At 34.2% G+C, this 17,421-nt stretch carries 15 protein-coding genes and 1 riboswitch; of the genes, 11 read left to right on the forward strand and 4 right to left on the reverse strand.

The window, feature by feature from the left end; all coding sequences use genetic code 11:
* The first annotated feature begins 1 nt into the window (after position 1).
* From PSR14_RS10165 to PSR14_RS10180, 4 genes are all read left to right on the forward strand, one after another.
* On the forward strand, positions 2–286 hold the full coding sequence (locus tag PSR14_RS10165) for a DUF4176 domain-containing protein (protein ID WP_000531359.1): 285 nt from the start codon (positions 2–4) through the stop codon (positions 284–286).
* A gap of 79 nt (positions 287–365) precedes the next feature.
* A complete protein-coding gene (locus PSR14_RS10170; RefSeq protein WP_000838921.1) occupies positions 366–746 on the forward strand; it encodes a hypothetical protein in 381 nt (126 codons plus the stop codon).
* Between the two features lie 342 nt (positions 747–1,088).
* Positions 1,089–3,119 (forward strand): class I SAM-dependent methyltransferase, encoded by a 2,031-nt coding sequence (locus PSR14_RS10175; RefSeq protein ID WP_000835418.1) that lies wholly within the window; start codon positions 1,089–1,091, stop codon positions 3,117–3,119.
* A 277-nt stretch (positions 3,120–3,396) separates the two neighbouring features.
* The gene (locus tag PSR14_RS10180; protein ID WP_001046898.1) at positions 3,397–4,530 is read left to right on the forward strand and encodes a TIGR04053 family radical SAM/SPASM domain-containing protein; all 1,134 of its coding nucleotides are present in this window, start codon (positions 3,397–3,399) and stop codon (positions 4,528–4,530) included.
* A 117-nt stretch (positions 4,531–4,647) separates the two neighbouring features.
* On the opposite strand, the gene PSR14_RS10185 is transcribed toward PSR14_RS10180, so the two are convergent.
* Positions 4,648–5,178, reverse strand: coding sequence for a GNAT family N-acetyltransferase (locus PSR14_RS10185; protein WP_000483981.1), 531 nt, complete (start codon positions 5,176–5,178; stop codon positions 4,648–4,650).
* Between the two features lie 142 nt (positions 5,179–5,320).
* Here PSR14_RS10185 and PSR14_RS10190 point away from each other — a divergent pair, with 142 nt between their 5' ends.
* From PSR14_RS10190 to PSR14_RS10205, 4 genes are all read left to right on the forward strand, one after another.
* Positions 5,321–6,019 carry a response regulator transcription factor gene (locus PSR14_RS10190; RefSeq protein ID WP_000414537.1) on the forward strand — a complete coding sequence of 233 codons (699 nt, stop codon included), beginning with the start codon at positions 5,321–5,323 and terminating at the stop codon, positions 6,017–6,019.
* Entirely contained in the window at positions 6,009–7,076 is a 1,068-nt protein-coding gene (locus PSR14_RS10195) for a cell wall metabolism sensor histidine kinase WalK (RefSeq protein WP_000695279.1), read from the forward strand. Before PSR14_RS10190 ends, PSR14_RS10195 begins: the two co-directional genes overlap by 11 nt.
* Positions 7,077–7,158: 82 nt before the next feature.
* Positions 7,159–8,019, forward strand: coding sequence for a M23 family metallopeptidase (locus PSR14_RS10200; RefSeq protein ID WP_000265703.1), 861 nt, complete (start codon positions 7,159–7,161; stop codon positions 8,017–8,019).
* 12 nt (positions 8,020–8,031) lie between these two features.
* On the forward strand, positions 8,032–8,880 hold the full coding sequence (locus PSR14_RS10205) for an alpha/beta fold hydrolase (protein ID WP_000263701.1): 849 nt from the start codon (positions 8,032–8,034) through the stop codon (positions 8,878–8,880).
* A 68-nt stretch (positions 8,881–8,948) separates the two neighbouring features.
* On the opposite strand, the gene PSR14_RS10210 is transcribed toward PSR14_RS10205, so the two are convergent.
* Positions 8,949–10,244 (reverse strand): Nramp family divalent metal transporter, encoded by a 1,296-nt coding sequence (locus PSR14_RS10210; RefSeq protein ID WP_001030647.1) that lies wholly within the window; start codon positions 10,242–10,244, stop codon positions 8,949–8,951.
* Between the two features lie 476 nt (positions 10,245–10,720).
* On the opposite strand from PSR14_RS10210, the gene PSR14_RS10215 reads away from it, so the two are divergent.
* Complete coding sequence (locus PSR14_RS10215) at positions 10,721–11,680, forward strand: rhodanese-related sulfurtransferase (protein WP_000246227.1); 960 nt, start codon at positions 10,721–10,723, stop codon at positions 11,678–11,680.
* A gap of 192 nt (positions 11,681–11,872) precedes the next feature.
* Here the strand turns inward: PSR14_RS10215 and PSR14_RS10220 are convergent, their stop codons facing one another.
* Positions 11,873–13,348, reverse strand: coding sequence for a hypothetical protein (locus PSR14_RS10220; RefSeq protein ID WP_000387465.1), 1,476 nt, complete (start codon positions 13,346–13,348; stop codon positions 11,873–11,875).
* A gap of 175 nt (positions 13,349–13,523) precedes the next feature.
* Between PSR14_RS10220 and panE the strand changes: the two genes are divergently transcribed.
* Entirely contained in the window at positions 13,524–14,468 is a 945-nt protein-coding gene (panE, locus tag PSR14_RS10225; RefSeq protein ID WP_001221880.1) for a 2-dehydropantoate 2-reductase, read from the forward strand.
* Positions 14,469–14,523: 55 nt separating this feature from the next.
* Here panE and PSR14_RS10230 read toward each other — a convergent pair whose 3' ends face one another.
* The gene (locus PSR14_RS10230) at positions 14,524–14,652 is read right to left on the reverse strand and encodes a hypothetical protein (RefSeq protein ID WP_000031869.1); all 129 of its coding nucleotides are present in this window, start codon (positions 14,650–14,652) and stop codon (positions 14,524–14,526) included.
* Between the two features lie 139 nt (positions 14,653–14,791).
* A riboswitch (cyclic di-AMP (ydaO/yuaA leader) is annotated at positions 14,792–14,938 on the forward strand.
* Positions 14,939–15,082: 144 nt separating this feature from the next.
* Between PSR14_RS10230 and PSR14_RS10235 the strand changes: the two genes are divergently transcribed.
* Positions 15,083–16,909 carry an APC family permease gene (locus tag PSR14_RS10235; RefSeq protein WP_000254902.1) on the forward strand — a complete coding sequence of 609 codons (1,827 nt, stop codon included), beginning with the start codon at positions 15,083–15,085 and terminating at the stop codon, positions 16,907–16,909.
* Positions 16,910–17,421 lie beyond the last annotated feature (512 nt).

Consider the following 17,421-nt stretch of genomic DNA (forward strand, 5'->3'; position numbering starts at 1 on the left):
GATGGGACAAAATTTAGAGTTAGAATTACTTCCAATAGGTTCTGTTGTAATGTTTAAAGATTGGGAACATCCATTAATGGTTTATGGAAGAAGACAGATGGATTCTGAAACAAAAACAACATGGGATTATGTATGTTGTTATTTCCCTCATGGTAATATTTCTTCAGAGTACAATTTCTTTTTGAATCATGAAGATATCTCTAGTGTGTTACATCTTGGTTTTATTAATGAAACAGAATTAGAGTTTCAAAAATTATTTAAAAAAGAAATTGAAGAAAAACAGTGATTCTTTTTAGGTGTTGGTGTTTTTGAAATAGTTAAAGAATGGATCTTAATTCACATATACATAAAAAAGGGGAATTTCTATGAAATCATTACGTTTATTTATGATTCTCACTCTTGTTGTATTGTTAAGCGCGTGCAATACAGCAACACAAGTTACAAAGGTTCAAAAAAATGGCGAAACGACTTTAAAAATTGGTTCTCTGCAAGGGTATTACGATGTACAAACGCTTAAAGCTGAAAAAGGAAATGTGGAAATCCCTTATGAAGCAGCTGTTGAAGAAGGTACGATTTTATTACAAGTTACAAAAGATGATAAGGTTATTTATGAAGAAGAAATCACTTCTCAAAAAGAAGGTTTGCTTTCTTTTGAAGCTCCAAAATCCGGATCATATGATTTAATTGTACGGGTGAAGGGGGAAAAAGAGAAAGCGAAAGAAATTCAAATACATACTAAGCTATGAAAAAACGGCAAGTGGAATGCACCCGCTTGCCGTTTCCATTTTCAGTTGATTTTGTTACAACATATGTTTATTAATTTAAGAGGTGATCTTTCGAAATTCCTCATGAAGTTAAAATAAGAGATGAACAAAAAATATGTTACAACTTTGGCATGGTAGTAACGGAATTTATAACTCTCTTTTACATAATAAAAAGACTGGGTTTGATACATTTTTATTCGAAAGAGATGTAGATGGTAAAAAGCAAGTAGTAGTATTTAGGGGGAGGGACATAAGGTGATGTTCTTTTTGGAGAAGATGCCTTAGACCTTACTACAGATATTGATTATATATGGGGGAAATAAGTTGAAAAGCATTGAAGTTCTAAATACATACATTGAAGGGATTTCTGTTGCAATCCCTACGTGGTTAAAGCATCTAATTGAGGCAGAGGAGATACATCAAAACTATGAGAATGTACAAGTACTTGGTGCATTAAAAACAGATGCAGTGTTGTACTATGTACACCGTACGCTGCAAGTGTTAGATGGACTGTCTTTAGGTGAAGAAGCATATCGTATTATTGAAAAGGTACTAACGTATAGTGAGCTTGCAAAGGTAGGATCTTTAAAACAGCGGGAGCAATGGAAGAAAAAAGGGATTAATCTATTGGTACATAACGAGGGTTCTGCTGATATCTTTAGTGATATTCAGTTTATTGAACGTGTAGAGACAAACTTAAACTCTACTGAATATTTGTTTATTCAAGATTTAATTAGAACACATGGATTAATCGGGCAGTATATACGCGGGGAGGCTCGTTTGGACTCTCATGTTGATTTAGTTAACACATATAAAGAAGAATATGGAGACGTTAGGTTAAAGGAGATTCTATACTATCTTAACCAATGCATTATTGAGGGCGTATCAAAAGCTTTGTGGAGTGAAGTGAAGAACGATGTGAAGATTACAATTGATGGTCTGTTTGATGGTTATATGGAGCCATTTACTTCTCGTATACATAGACTCACGCCAAAACATAAGGAGTCAGCATTTGAAAAAGATATAATTATGGGGAGCGAGAAGAGTGACGTTCAAACATTCTTATCTGATAAGGATTTGTGGTATGTAGAACCGTCTATGCATGCTCTTAGCTTTGAGGATATTTGGACAGTTTTTGTTATGTTAAAGAATGAGATAGGCACTAGAAAAGTTCAGCATATACATTTCGAGAAATTGATGCAGCAGCTACATTATGATTTCAAAGGTGAAAAAAAGGACAACGTGTATCGTAAGCGAGTTATTGAGAAGTATTTACGGGAGTACCGTGAGAACGAGAAACCGAATACAACGCATGTTTCTTTTCAGGTTAAAGTCGATGAAGATATGAAGACTGCGTATGTGTCGTTTCGGTTTTCTGCTGTAGGTGAGGCGTTAATTACCTTCTGTGTAGAGGCAGAAAAGATAGATATGATGCATGCTCGAGCAAATGTCCTGCTGTTTGATTTCTTCGGGTTACGAAAGGATGCATATGATAGATTCCATAACGAAGAAGTGTATCTGGAGCATATGAATAGCTCGGCTGATGATAAACGAATTATTCTTGATTACATAAAGGGAGATACGATTGTAGATGTCGGAGCCGGTGGTGGTGTCATGCTAGACATGATTGAAGAAGAGACCGAGGATAAACGAATCTACGGTATCGATATTTCCGAAAACGTGATTGATACGTTGAAAAAGAAGAAGCAGAACGAGGGGCGTTCTTGGAACGTCATTAAAGGGGATGCAATCAATTTAAGCAGCTCATTTGAAAAAGAATCGGTTGATACGATTGTATATTCTTCTATCCTTCATGAGCTGTTCTCTTATATCGAGTATGAAGGTAGGAAATTTAATCATGAAGTAATTAAAAAGGGGCTGCAGACTGCTTATGAGGTATTAAAGCCAGGAGGCCGTATTATCATTCGTGATGGCATCATGACCGAAGATAAAAGGTTAATGCGGGTGATTCGTTTTAAAGATGCAGGCGGAATGAAGTTCTTAGAGCAGTATGTCCAAGAATTTAAGGGGCGTATAATCCAGTATGAGGTACTTGCAGACAATACAGTCAAAATGCCTGTTAATGATGCAATGGAGTTCTTATATACGTATACTTGGGGCGAGGATTCCTTTGTTCATGAAGTGCAGGAGCAGTTTGGAATTTTTACGCCAAACGACTATAAGGACTTCGTAAAGGGTATCTTTGGAGATAAAGTAAATATTGTTCAAGCTATGAACTATTTGCAGGATGGATATACAAACCATCTTAGCGAGAAAATCGAGTTTACAGATGAGTCTGGGAATGATATTGCGCTACCAGATAGTACGTTCTTTATGGTTTTAGAAAAGAGGTAATGATGTTGGAAAACTTTAAAAATACTATTTTAAAACAACTTAATTTAAATTTGATGAGTTGAAGAAAGCAGAGATGTTAATATAAATACCCCTTTAGATAATTTAGTCTAAAGGGGTATTTATATTAAAAAAAGAGATTTTGTAATTGGTGAAGAGGAAGGTAGAAACATTAGATCAACAGTAGGGTAGGAAGAGAATGATTTGTGATACATCTCACACCATAAATACATATATAACTTTACAATTAGAATATCAATTGATGGGAGGGTTAATATTGATGAATCTTGATTTTAATAATAATCCATTTATTGTAATATGGGAGTTGACAAGAGCATGTCAATTAAAATGTCTGCATTGTCGTGCAGAAGCACAGTATCATCGTCATCCTCTAGAGTTAACATTTGAAGAAGGAAAAAAACTAATTGATGATATATATGAAATGGAAAATCCAATGCTTGTATTTACTGGTGGAGATCCATTAATGCGTCCAGATGTATATGATATTGCGGAATATGCTGTGAAAAAAGGTGTTCGAGTATCTATGACGCCAAGTGCCACCCCGAAAGTTACGAAAGAAGCGATTCAAAAAGCAAAAGAAGTAGGACTTGCTAGATGGGCATTTAGTTTAGATGGACCAACAGCTGAAATACACGATCATTTTAGAGGGACAGAAGGGTCATTTCAATTAACGATGAATGCGATTCGTTATTTGCATGAATTAAAAATTCCTATTCAAATTAATACCGTTGTTTCTAATTATAATGTGGATGTACTTGAAGAGATGGCAGTGTTAATAGAAGAATTAGAATGTGTACTCTGGAGTATATTTTTCTTAGTTCCAATAGGGCGAGGGAAGGAAAAAGATATGATTTCACCAGCTCAACATGAAAGGGTATTCCGTTGGCTATATCAACTTAGTAAAAAGGTTTCTTTTGATATTAAAACAACAGCTGGTCAGCACTATAGACGTGTTGTGATCCAAGAAAAAATGAAAGAACATAAAAAGGAAAAACAGGTCATTCAATATCAGGATGTATTGATGAATGGGATGACGGGGCGAGTTAATGGGCTTGGGCGTGCTCCAAAAGGGGTGAATGATGGAAACGGTTTTGTATTTATTTCTCATATTGGAGATGTATATCCAAGTGGGTTATTGCCGATTAAAACCGGGAATATTAGAACAAATTCGCTAGCTGAAATCTATCGGAACTCCCCTGTTTTTCAAAATCTTCGTAATCCTGACAAGTATAAGGGAAAGTGTGGTGTTTGTGAGTTTCGATATGTTTGTGGGGGATCTCGTTCTAGAGCATATGCAATGACGGGGGATTATATGGAAAGTGAGCCTTTCTGCGTATACGTACCAAAAGCATTGCGAAAACAGAAAAAGAACATAAAAAAGGGCTATGAGTAAAAGCTTACTCACAGCCCTTTTTTAATGTTTTATAAAGTATAGTACTTCGCATCCTTCATTAAAAATTCGCTACCTATAACTGTTGTACTGAAACAAGTTTTTTACACATGTATTCTATTAAAACGATTTTAATAAAGAATAAAAATTCGTATCATAGGGAATGTCATCTTGATACATATAATTTTTTAGAACGCCTTCTTTTTCAAAGCCTAATTTTAATAGTACTTTATTGGAAGCTTCATTTTCAAGAAATACAATTGCTCCGATCCGCTTTAAATGAATCGTATGGAAACCGTATGATATAACCTCAGAAACAGCTTCAGTCGCATATCCTTGTCCCCAGTGTTCAGGCAAAAAGGCATAACTTATATTGGCCCGTTTATGCTCAGAAGACCAATCGTGAAAACCAATGGTACCGATGAGTTCTTTCTTGTCTTTTGATTCGATTCCCCATTTTATACCGCTTCTTGCATTGTAACTCAGTTTAAAGTTATGAATAATTTGTTTCACTTGATCAATATCTTGTAACGGTTTTTGGCCATAATAGCGCAGTACGTCAGTATTAGAAAAGCATTTTAGTATACTTGGTGCATCTTCTTCGGTAAGTTCTCGTAGAATGAGTCGGTCGGTTTTCAATATAGGAAACATGCTTTCACTCCATTTCTTTTGAAACTAGAATGTGTTGTTATTATATAATTTAGTCTGAAAATAAAGATTATTCAAGAGGGGAGTATGGCTTTAATTTATGATAAAATTGATTGTGGAATATATTTCAAAAAGAGGTTTGTATATGGAGAAAAATTCAATTTTAATTGTAGATGACGATCAAGATATTGTTCGATTTATGAACGTGAATTTAATGCAAGAAGGTTTTAAAGTTTTTAGTGCTCATAACGGAGAAGAGGCTTTAGAAATTATAAATAATAATAGCATTCAACTTGCTATTTTGGATATTATGATGCCACAAATGGATGGGATAGAATTGTGTAGAAGAATTAGAGAGAAACATAGTTTGCCAATTATGTTTTTAAGTGCAAAATCATCGGACGTAGATAAAGTCGTCGGATTTAGTACGGGAGCAGATGATTATATTGTGAAGCCGTTCAGTACAATTGAATTAATTGCAAGAGTGAAGGCTCAATTAAGAAGGTATACATATTTCAATCAAAATGCTGTCCAAGTAATAGAAAAGAAAATAAATATTAGAGGTTTAGAAATAGATGAAGCGTCTAGAACAGTAATGTTATATGGAGAAACAATCAATCTTACGAAAACTGAATATGATATTTTGTATTTAATGGCAGCTGCAAAGAATCGTGTATTTACTATTGAAGAAATATATGAGAGCGTTTGGAAAGAAAGGGCTTATGAAAGCAATAATACAGTAATGGTTCATATCGCAAGATTAAGAAATAAAATTGAAGAGAATCCAAAAGAACCGAAGTTTATTCAAAATGTTTGGGGAGTCGGATATAAAATTGAAGATTAAATCATTACAAGGCATTAGAGCTAAGTTTTTTATCGCATTCATATGTAGCATCTTGTTAGCGACTGTAAGTATAATAGTGTTTCAAATTTTGGTTGGAAATATATATAGTCAGGTTAATGTTTTAGAGGAAAAATATTCATTTTTATATTTTATAGTTTTTTTGATTTTTACTACAACATACTTTGCATTCATGACAAAAACGCTGATGAAAAGGTTGTCTCAAATTAACAAGAACGTGAAAGAAATAAGTGAAGGTAATTTTGAAATACATATACCTATTTCGAAAAGCGATGAGATTGGTGAACTAGCGACAAATGTTAATAGAATGGCGAAAAGCTTAAAAGAGTCTATCGAGAATGAAAAAAAATCACAGGAAATGAAAAATGAAATGATTAGTAATATTTCTCATGATTTACGAACGCCAGTAACATCTTTAATCGGTTATGCGGACTTATTAGGAAATAAGCTGCATGCAAATGGAGAAGAATGTGAACAGTATGTAAGCATATTAAAGCGAAAAAGTTATGAATTAAAAAATCAAGTTGATGAATTATTAGAATACTGTCAAATAAATTATAGAGAGATTGAATTACATAAAAGTGTAGTAAATATGAAAGCGTTAATGGAACAAATTATGATTGATTTTGTACCACAACTAGATGATGCCGATATGAGCTTTTGTATGAAAGGTGATAAGGAGTTACATGTGGAAATGGATGTAGCACTTATGGTGAGGTTATTCGAAAATGTAATTAGTAATAGTATTATGTACGGGAAAGACGGAAAGGAGATTGTAATTCAAATTTCTAAAAGAGACATGAATGTTGAAATAGAAATTAAAAATTTTGGGCAATGTATTCCGGATGAGAACCTGCCTTATGTTTTTGAGAAGTTTTATCGTGGTGAAAAATCACGCAGCTCTCATACAGGTGGAAAAGGAATGGGACTTGCAATTGCGAAAAGTATAGCAGAACTTCATAAAGGAGATATCGCTGTACGTAGTAACGATAAAGAAACAGTTTTTACTATCGTTTTACCGCAGTATAAAGAAATGTAAGAAAGTCGTAAGTATTTCTTACGTATGTTGTAATTTTCAATTCGTATCATGTAGAACAAGGATATGAGAGTGGGGATATAACATGTGGAAGAAATATGTGTTGGTAATTTTAGTTGCTTTTTTACTTACAAGTTGGAGTGTAATTTATTTAGTTAATGGTATTATATCAGTCGTTTTTTGGTGGAGTATACAAGCCTTTAGCTTCGTATTAAGCTTTATTTTGATAGGGTCAGTATTACTATTTGTGTGGAAAGGCATTTTCAGAAAGCGAATAGATAGAACGCTACTCTTCATTGTGCTTTTTTCTATAATTGGAGCTTGGCCCTTAGGATGGTTCGCTAACATAGGCGGACTTGCTTACCCGGCAGATGTACATTCTACGAGCCCTAAAGTAGTCGTGCGCTTTCCTTTAAATGAACGAGCATTAATAGGTTGGGGTGGTGATCGTTTAGAAACGAACTATCACGTTATCAAACCAAATGAGCGCTGGGCATATGATATTCTCATTCCTCCTGCTGAAGTGAAAAGTAGTAAGTTGGATGATTATGGAATATATGGAGCGAAAGTAATGGCACCAGCTTCTGGAACAGTTGTATCAATTAATAATGATGAAAAAGATTTAGTTCCGGGATCGGATGATTTTCAGTCAATGGCGGGAAATCATATTTATTTACGACTAGATGAAACAGGGACATTTTTGGTTCTTGCGCATTTAAAGAAAGGGTCAATTAAAGTGAAGGAAGGACAACATGTAAATGAAGGAGAATTTCTTGCTCAAGTAGGTAACTCAGGAAGTTCAAGTGAGCCACATTTACATATTCATCATCAAAGGCAGGATCCATCCAAGGTAAGCATATTTTTTTCGGAAGGATTACCACTTTACTTTCGAACTGAGAAGGGTGTGATAATGCCGGAAAAAGGAGAATATATAAAAAGACATTAGGGGGAAACGCTGATGTGGGAGAAATATTATATCGAAACTGATAGAGGGAAATTTGAGTATTTTCAAAAGGGAGAAGGAAAACCACTTTGTGTAACACATCTATACAGTGAGTTTAATAGTAATGGTAATTTATTTGCTTCTGCATTTACGAATCATTACACAGTGTACCTTATAAACTTAAGAGGATGCGGAAATTCTACACATGACACCACCAAATATAATTTGGGAATGGTAGATGCAGTACGTGATTTAGAAGCGATACGTGAGGCGTTGAATTTTAAAGATTGGACATATGCAGGTCATTCAACAGGTGGAATGCTAGCTTTACAATATGCGATAATGTGTCCAGAGAGGCTTGTAAAAATTATAGCTGGCGGATTATGTGCATCAGCTGAGTATATGAATCATAAAAATAGTATTTATTGTAGAGATAATGATCAAAATGCTCGTTTAAGAGAAATATTTGCAGTGCTCAGGGACGTAGCTTCTACAATTGATGAGAGGCGTGCCGTAAATAAAGAGTGGACAATGATGTCTTTATATAATGAAACAGCGTATGATGAAATGATTGCTAGACCGAACAGCGGTAAAACAGTATCAAAGCGTCTTGATTATTTTTCTTATAAGGAGTTACCTACATTTGATTTACGTTTACAATTAGAGAATGTAAATATACCAGCCCATATTTACGCTGGAATTTATGATGCACAGTGTCCGTATGAATTTGCAGTGGAAGTAGCGGAGCTTATGCCAAATGCGATAATGTCGACATTTGAATATAGTAATCATTTTCCATTTATTGAGGAGGAAGAAGAGTTTATAAAATTTGTTGAAAGCACGGTCTGTCATGTAAATGGATGATGAAAATCTATAATTTAAAAAGAAGAAGGCTGTCTTTAACAGAAATTTGAGACAGCCTTCTTCTTTCATTACCCTACAAATGTTTGATACAGTAAGAAAATATTTAAAATGATAACAAGTACAGCAATGATCCAAGCGATAAAGGTAGTTATGCGATGGTTAACGAGTGCCCCCATAATTTTTTTACTACTTGTAAACATAATAAGTGGTACTAATGCAAAGGCAATACCGAATGATAAGACGACTTGACTCATGACTAGAGCGTAAGTTGGATTTACACCTAAAGCGATAATAACTAATGGTGGAATCATTGTAATAAATCGGCGTAAGTATAACGGAATATGCATTCGAATGAAACCTTGCATAATAATATCACCTGACATTGTACCGACAGAAGAGCTAGATAGTCCTGCTGATAAGAGACCAATTCCAAATAAAGCAGCTGATACAGGACCGACTAAGTTGCTAAACTGGTTAAAAGCGACATCAAGATCTTCGACATGCAAGCCGTTTTTAAAGAATAGTGCAGCAGCAACAATTAACATACTTGCATTAATTGCTCCAGCGATAATCATTGCGATAATGATATCTATAAATTCGAATCGGAAAATCTTTTTCTTTTGTTCATCATTTGTTCCGACTACGCGGCGCTGCGTTAAGGCGGAATGTAAATAGATTGCGTGTGGCATAACTGTCGCACCTAAAATTCCGGCTGCAAGTAATATACTGTCTACGCCTTGGAATTTTGGGATGAAAAGTCCTGAAAGTAGGGGACTTAATTCCGGTTTTGCATAAAAGACTTGTACACCAAAAGCGATAACAACGATAAAAATCATTCCTGTTATAATAGCTTCTAATGGACGGAAGCCTCTACGTTGAAATTCAAGAATAATAAATGATCCAGCAGCTGTAATTAAAGCTGCCGGTAACATCGGAATCCCAAATAATAAGTACAATCCGAGTGCAGCTCCAATAAATTCAGCTAAATCAGTCGCCATAATAACGAGTTCACCTTGTATCCATAAGCCGATGGAAACAGGTTTTGGGAAGTTTTCTCGAGCAATTTCAGGAAGGTTTCTACCTGTAGCGATTCCTAATTTAGCTGATAAAGTTTGGATTAATACAGCCATTAAATTAGAAGCAAGAATTACCCAGAGTAATAAATATCCATATTGTGATCCAGCGGCAATATTTGTCGCGAAATTGCCAGGGTCAATATAAGCGACTGAAGCAATGAAAGCAGGACCTAAGAATGGTAAAAGTCTTTTTAAGCCTTTCGTTTGTCCGCTTAATGCTAAATGCGCTGATTGAACAGTTGTACTTTGAGAAGGGACATGTTCATCTTTTGATATATCTTTATTCATAGTAGTTTTCCCCTTTGAAATGTTAACTTGATGAAATTATTGTAAGTATTCTTATTGTTTATTTCAATACATTTAAATGTATTAGATGATATTTTTATTTGAACATAAATGTTTCCTTAGTGCAAATTATATGTCTTTATACAATGAATGGTGTGGCATTATTAAAAATTGGGAGTTTATGGTGTGATGAGGCGGGGAAACATAATGAATTAAAGGGCTATTTTTGAAATTTATGTGAACATAAAGCCGATAATACAGCATATTAATTGATGGAATTGCATTTGTATGATATATAATATATTGGGATTACAACATAACCACAGTGTTTTGGTGTGTAATCTTGTTTTTTATTTTTGTTAACTGATAGAAAATAGTATAAAGAGAAGGAAATGGGATTCATTTTCTTATTATATATGTTTTGATATGAACGTTAACTTATACATGATTTTAAAAATTAGATAGGTGGTAGAAATACATTGGCAACTACAAAACCATACAGAGTATTACTATATTACATGTACACAACAATTGAAAACCCAGAAGAATTCGCGGCAGAGCATTTAGAATTTTGTAATTCACTTGAGTTAAAAGGAAGAATCCTTGTAGCTAAAGAAGGTATTAACGGAACTTGTTCTGGTACTGTAGAGCAAACAGAGAAATACATGGAAGCAATGAACAATGATCCACGTTTTGACGGTATCGTGTTTAAAATAGATGAAGCTGATGGTCATGCATTCAAGAAAATGCACGTGCGTCCTCGTCCAGAGTTAGTTACACTTCGTCTAGAAGATGACATTAACCCACACGAAATAACTGGGAAGTATTTAGAGCCAAAAGATTTTTATGAAGCAATGAAACAAGAAGATACAGTTATCATTGATGCGCGAAATGATTATGAATTTGATTTAGGTCACTTCAAAGGTGCGATCAAACCTGATATCGAATCATTCCGTGAATTACCAGATTGGATTCGTGAAAATAAAGAAATACTTGAAGGCAAAAAGATTTTAACTTATTGTACAGGTGGAATTCGTTGCGAGAAGTTTTCTGGTTGGTTAGTTCGTGAAGGCTATGAAGATGTAAGTCAGCTTCACGGCGGTATTGTAACGTACGGAAAAGACCCAGAAGTACAAGGTGAGCTTTGGGATGGACAATGTTATGTGTTCGATGAGCGTATCGCTGTACCAGTAAACCAAAAAGAACATGTTATCGTTGGTAAAGACCACTTTACAGGTGAACCTTGTGAGCGCTATGTAAACTGTGCAAATCCAGAATGTAACAAGAAAATTTTATGTTCTGAAGAAAACGAGGCGAAATATTTACGTGCATGTTCTCACGAATGCCGTGTAAGCCCACGTAACCGCTACGTAATACAACATGAATTAACGGAAGAACAAGTAGCTGCTGCATTAGAGAAAATCGAAGCAGAGAAGTAAGAGGGAAAAGGCTAATCTAAATTTTTGGATTAGCCTTTTTTATATTTGATTTTTGGCGTTTTTTGTCGGTAAGTCGATATATTTAAATAATCGCTGATATATTTCGAGTTGCGCCGATATAATTTAAAAATCGCTGATAAAAATTTCAATTACTGTAGCGTACCACATACTTCAATGTAAAAATACTCTTCTTTACTTCTTATCATCTTTCTCTCTCACAGCAGAAAGTACAGTTTGTTTTACCCATGCTTTTCTTCGTTTATGTTGTAGACTCCATTGGTATAAACTTTGCGCACCTAAAATAAGTGAAATGACTATGCCGCTAATTGCTATTAACAGCGCGAAAAATTCAAGTGGCGATGATATTTTGTTTGAATCGGTGTTTCTTAACAGATCAATCATAGTAAACCCTAACATTTGGCCTACTACAGAGTAGAGCGTTAAAATTAATAGTAAAAGGCTATCTTTTTTTGAAGCAACATTTTCTTGATATTTAAACAAACTATCAAGATTTTGTTTTGCATTCGAGTATAGTATCTCGATGTTAAAAAGCTTTCTTAAGCGGAAGAAAATATCTTCACTCTGTGATTGGGATACTAGCTCTAAAGAAAAGTAATTCGCCGTAAACGAATTGATTGAATAAATTAATTTCTCTATTTCATTTGTATCTTGTTCAATGTTTAATTCAGCATAAGCGTTTGCCATTTTCAATAAAACAATTTTATGAAATAGATTTAATAATAAAGCGTAATAAAACTCCCCATACATTTGACTCGCAAGTTTAGTAAATTCGCGTTCTCCTTCATTTGTTACACATGTGAATATATGTTCTTCCATTATGAAATAGCGATTCGGAGCCCATCTTTGGTAAGCGTGTTGTTTTAAATAATCATGAATATAAGGCAGATTATTTGCACTCACATATGCCTTGCCATCACTTGTTAACCCGGAAAGACTAGAAGTACGATAAACATCCACTTCATTCAGTTCCATATCTTCTTTTATAGATAATAAAGTTTGTACGTACATTCGCTGATCTTCAAAGAAAGGAAAGGTTTGAAAGTAAGAACTTCTTAATCTCTTCTTCTCAAAGAAATCTGTTACGCCATGAAATAAATAACCAAAAATGAATCTTTCCACTTGGGAATACTTTTTTCCGTTACATTCAATACAAATAGTCTCATTTGTATCATTTTTAGTTTCAAGTACACGGAAGCGAGCAGCGAATTCGATTGCTTCGGATAAAGTCATGTTTGGAGCAGTGTTTACTTCTGTTCGAATTGTTAAGAAGCCAAGTTCATAAGGACAAAGTGTTACATCAATAGAGTGTATCTTGAATGGGATTGAAATAAGATTTGTTGTTAAATGTCCAGCTAAGTTAAGGTCCTTTGAATAACGTTGCAAGCCCTTTTGATGCTCTGAGTGAGGAAAGAGAATTTTATTGGTAAATGAAAGATAGTATGCTTCCATATTTTGATGTGAAACTTTAAACTCCCCATAATATGTATTTTCATCATCGAGATGATCGAGCCGAAAAGGACGAAAATCATTTTTTTGTAAGAAAGGGAACATCTGTTGTTCATATCCAGCTTTAAACGAAAACGGGAATATAAATTGAAATATAGCTGTTGCTACATCTTTTTCCTCAATTACTTGTATTGCCTCCATCTATATTGTTTCCTTTCCATATATGCTATAGAAACAACATGCCCAAATTTATTTGAAAATAACCACTGTTTTATACTCAATTGAGAATGAAAATTCAGCTTATTTAGTAGGGGACATGTATAATGTTATGTATACTGAATGTTATAAAATTGTATTTTGAAAAGGGGGATGTTGTATGCGTATTTTAGTATTAGGAGCGGGAGGCGTTGGAGGATTTTTTGGGGGACGCTTAGTAGAAAAAGGAGAAGATGTTACTTTTCTTGTTCGTAGTAAACGGAAAAAACAATTGGAGGAAAGGGGACTTGTAATCCGAAGTGTTAACGGAGATTTTTCCTTTCAACCGAAATTAATAACGAAAGAAGATCAAACTGCTCCATTTGATGTGATTCTATTTTCAACAAAAGCGTATCACTTAAACGAGGCAATTCAAGATTTGAAGCCGTTTGTAGGTGAAAGTACTGTAATCATTCCGTTGCTAAATGGTATTGCTCATGTATCGCTATTACAAAAGGAATTCGGTGAGGAAAAAGTAATTGGTGGTTTATGCTTTATCGAGACGACGTTAAACAATCAAGGAGAAATTGTACAAACTAGCGCTGCAAATAGACTTATGTTTGGAGAAATGAAGTCTCAAGATTCAGAGAGAATAAAGCATATTTCTAAAGCATTTGCAGGTACGAAATCTAGTTTTATTTTAAGTGAAAACATTACGCAAGATATGTGGCATAAATATTTATTTATCACTGTAATGTCAGGTGTGACAACATTAATGCGTGCACCGATAGGACCGATTCGTGAAAGCGAAGGTGGACGCGATTTTATCCAAAACTTATTTGAAGAATGTATGGAAATTATGAGATGTGTAGGAGCACCAATTAAAGATAATATTGTCCAAGAACATATGAAAATAATTGATAAAATTTCGTATAATATGAAGTCATCGATGCAGCGTGATATGGAAAAAGGTTCGTCTATTGAAGCGAAGCACTTACAAGGATACTTACTAGATGTAGCGGAACAATTTTCTATAGAAGCACCATTATTAGGAGCAGTATATCAAAATTTGAAAGTGTATGAAGAAATGACCTTTAACAAATCAGCAATACAATTGGATGTATGAAAAAATAAAAAAGAAAGCAATATATAAGTGTATTGCTTTCTTTCTTTATGACAAATCATTTATTTCTTTTTGTTCTATCTGTCAAATTTATTTCCTGTTCACGTTTACCGTATAATTGATTAATTTCATTTGCTAATGCATCTAAATAGGAATCGGAAAAAATAGGCTTCTTTTCTTTAGACATATAGATCTCCTTTATTGATTTTTTAGTATTCATTATGTATATTTACCAGCGGATTATGCGCCATCATTTTAATTTTTTCTTTTTAAAAATTTTTGTTTACATTTTGAAAATAAAGGAGTATTATAATCCACAGTTTCAATTTTCTAAATCGCTGAAACCGCATGGTGCGGGGGACCCGTTCTTATGGATTAGTTCTTAATCCAATGGGGTGAATCCTTGAAAAAGGTAGGGCTACTCATAGGCCCGAATCCGACAGCTAACCTCGTAAGCGTTATATTGAGAAGGAAGGTGGAGCTTGTGCGACAAAAAAAATAATGTCTACAAGTCTATTTCGTTATGGCTTGTAGACATTTTTTGTTTTCTGAAGAAATCGTTTATCCGCTATAACTAGCAGAAAAGTTCGTACAAAATTATTGGAGAGTGGACAGCAGTGGTTTCATCTATTAAAAGATTTTTAATTGGAAGACCGTTAAAATCAACAGAGCTTGGAGAACAGAAGCTTAATAAAACGAAAGCTTTAGCTATTTTATCTTCTGACGCATTGTCATCAGTTGCTTACGGTCCAGAGCAAATTTTAATTGCTTTAGCAGGTGTTGGAGCGATCGCTTATTGGTATTCCATTCCGATCGCTGTTGGGGTATTAGTGTTATTGACGGCCCTTATTTTATCTTATCGTCAAATTATTTTTGCTTATCCGCATGGCGGGGGCGCGTATGTTGTATCAAAAGAAAATTTAGGGATGAATCCAGGCTTAATTGCTGGAGGATCTTTATTAGTTGACTATATTTTAACTGTTGCAGTAAGTGTGTCTGCAGGTACAGATGCGCTCACATCTGCTTTTCCTAGTTTACATGCACATAATGTAATCATTGCGATTATATTTGTTATATTTATTACCATCTTAAATTTAAGAGGTGTAACGGAATCAGCTTCCGTTTTAGCATATCCTGTTTATTTATTCGTTTTGGCACTATTTATATTAATTGGTGTAGGGATATACAATATTTTAACGGGGCACGTTTCGCAGGCTTTACACACGCCGATTGGAACACCAGTTGCAGGGATTAGTTTATTTTTATTACTAAGAGCATTTGCATCAGGTAGTTCTGCTTTAACAGGTGTTGAAGCAATTTCAAATGCAATTCCGAACTTTAAAGATCCTGCGCCAAACAATGCAGCGAAAACATTGCTTGCAATGGGTGCATTACTTGCAGTTTTATTTTCAGGAATTGTGTTCTTAGCTTATTATTACGGAATTTCTCCAAGTAAAGAAGTAACAGTTGTTTCACAAATTGCTGAACAAACATTTGGACGTAATTTCATGTACTATTTCATACAAGGTACAACAGCTTTAATATTAATCCTTGCTGCTAACACAGGATATTCTGCGTTTCCGTTATTAGCAGTAAACCTTGCAAAAGATAAGTTTATACCAAGAATGTTTACGATTAGAGGAGACCGCCTAGGTTACTCAAATGGAATTATTATACTTGGAATCGCATCGATTATTTTAATTGTAGCTTTCCAAGGGCAAACAGAGCATTTAATTCCGTTATATGCAGTAGGTGTATTTATTCCATTTACCCTTTCTCAAAGTGGTATGGTATTAAAATGGCTTCGTGAAAAACCGGAAGGATGGGCTTTACGATTAACGGTCAATTTAATTGGTGCAGTCATTAGTTTTATCGTAATGAGTATGTTCTTTTTAACTAAATTTGCACAAGTTTGGTCAATCCTTATTTTCTTACCTGTAATTATCTTCTTATTCCACCGAATTAAGAAGCATTATGATGCAGTAGGAGACCAACTAAGTTTAAAAACTTGTGAACGGATTGTTCCGATTGAAGGAAATGTAATTGTCGTTCCAGTAGCTGGTATGACACATGTGGTAGAAAACTCATTGAACTATGCAAAGTCTCTTTCAGCAGATCAAGTTATTGCTGTATATGTCGCTTTTGACAGAGAAGAGGAAAAGAAATTTGAAGAGAAATGGAAGAAGTGGCAACCTGAAGTAAGGCTTGTTACTTTACATTCTCATTATAGAAGTATTATTCAACCGCTAACAAAGTTCATTGATACAGTACAGTATAAAGCGAGTGAATCAAATTACCGAGTTACGGTCGTTATACCACAATTCATTCCGAAAAAAGGTTGGCATAACATTCTTCATAATCAGTCTAGTTTACTCATTCGTGCGTATTTACTCTATAAAAGAAATGTTGTTATTACAACAGTACCATATCATTTGAAAAAATAAGAAGGTTTTTTAAGGATAGCTTTACGAAAGTGAAGCTATCCTTTTTGTGTATACGCTATGCATAATTGCATACGAATCCGAAAGATATATTGATATAATTTTTACATCTGTGAGTAAGTAGAGGTTTTTGTTGTGATATATGGATATTTCAATTGAAAAAGTAAAGTGGATTATATTTTAAAATAAAGACATGAAAGCTTGAAAATAAAGGGAATGAAAATACTTCTTTACGTTATATAAATAGCTGTGTTTAAATGACCTTACAGTATAAAACTTATATGAAAACAAAACGGAATTTCATATTTACGTACGTTATTTAGTTTAATATGAATAATATTTTTATGTAATATATTCACTGTGTGAATGTGGAAATTGCTATAAAATAGAAATTTTATACAATGTTATTCATACTAATCACATATGAAAAAATAATAAAATGTTTTGTGAAGATAAGTAAGTACTGTAGCAATACGAGAGAGGTGGTTCATACATGGATTGCGGTGAGAACGTTC

It is taken from the genome of Bacillus sp. A01H (assembly GCF_045277205.1).
Classification (GTDB): Bacteria; Bacillota; Bacilli; order Bacillales; family Bacillaceae_G; genus Bacillus_A; species Bacillus_A paranthracis.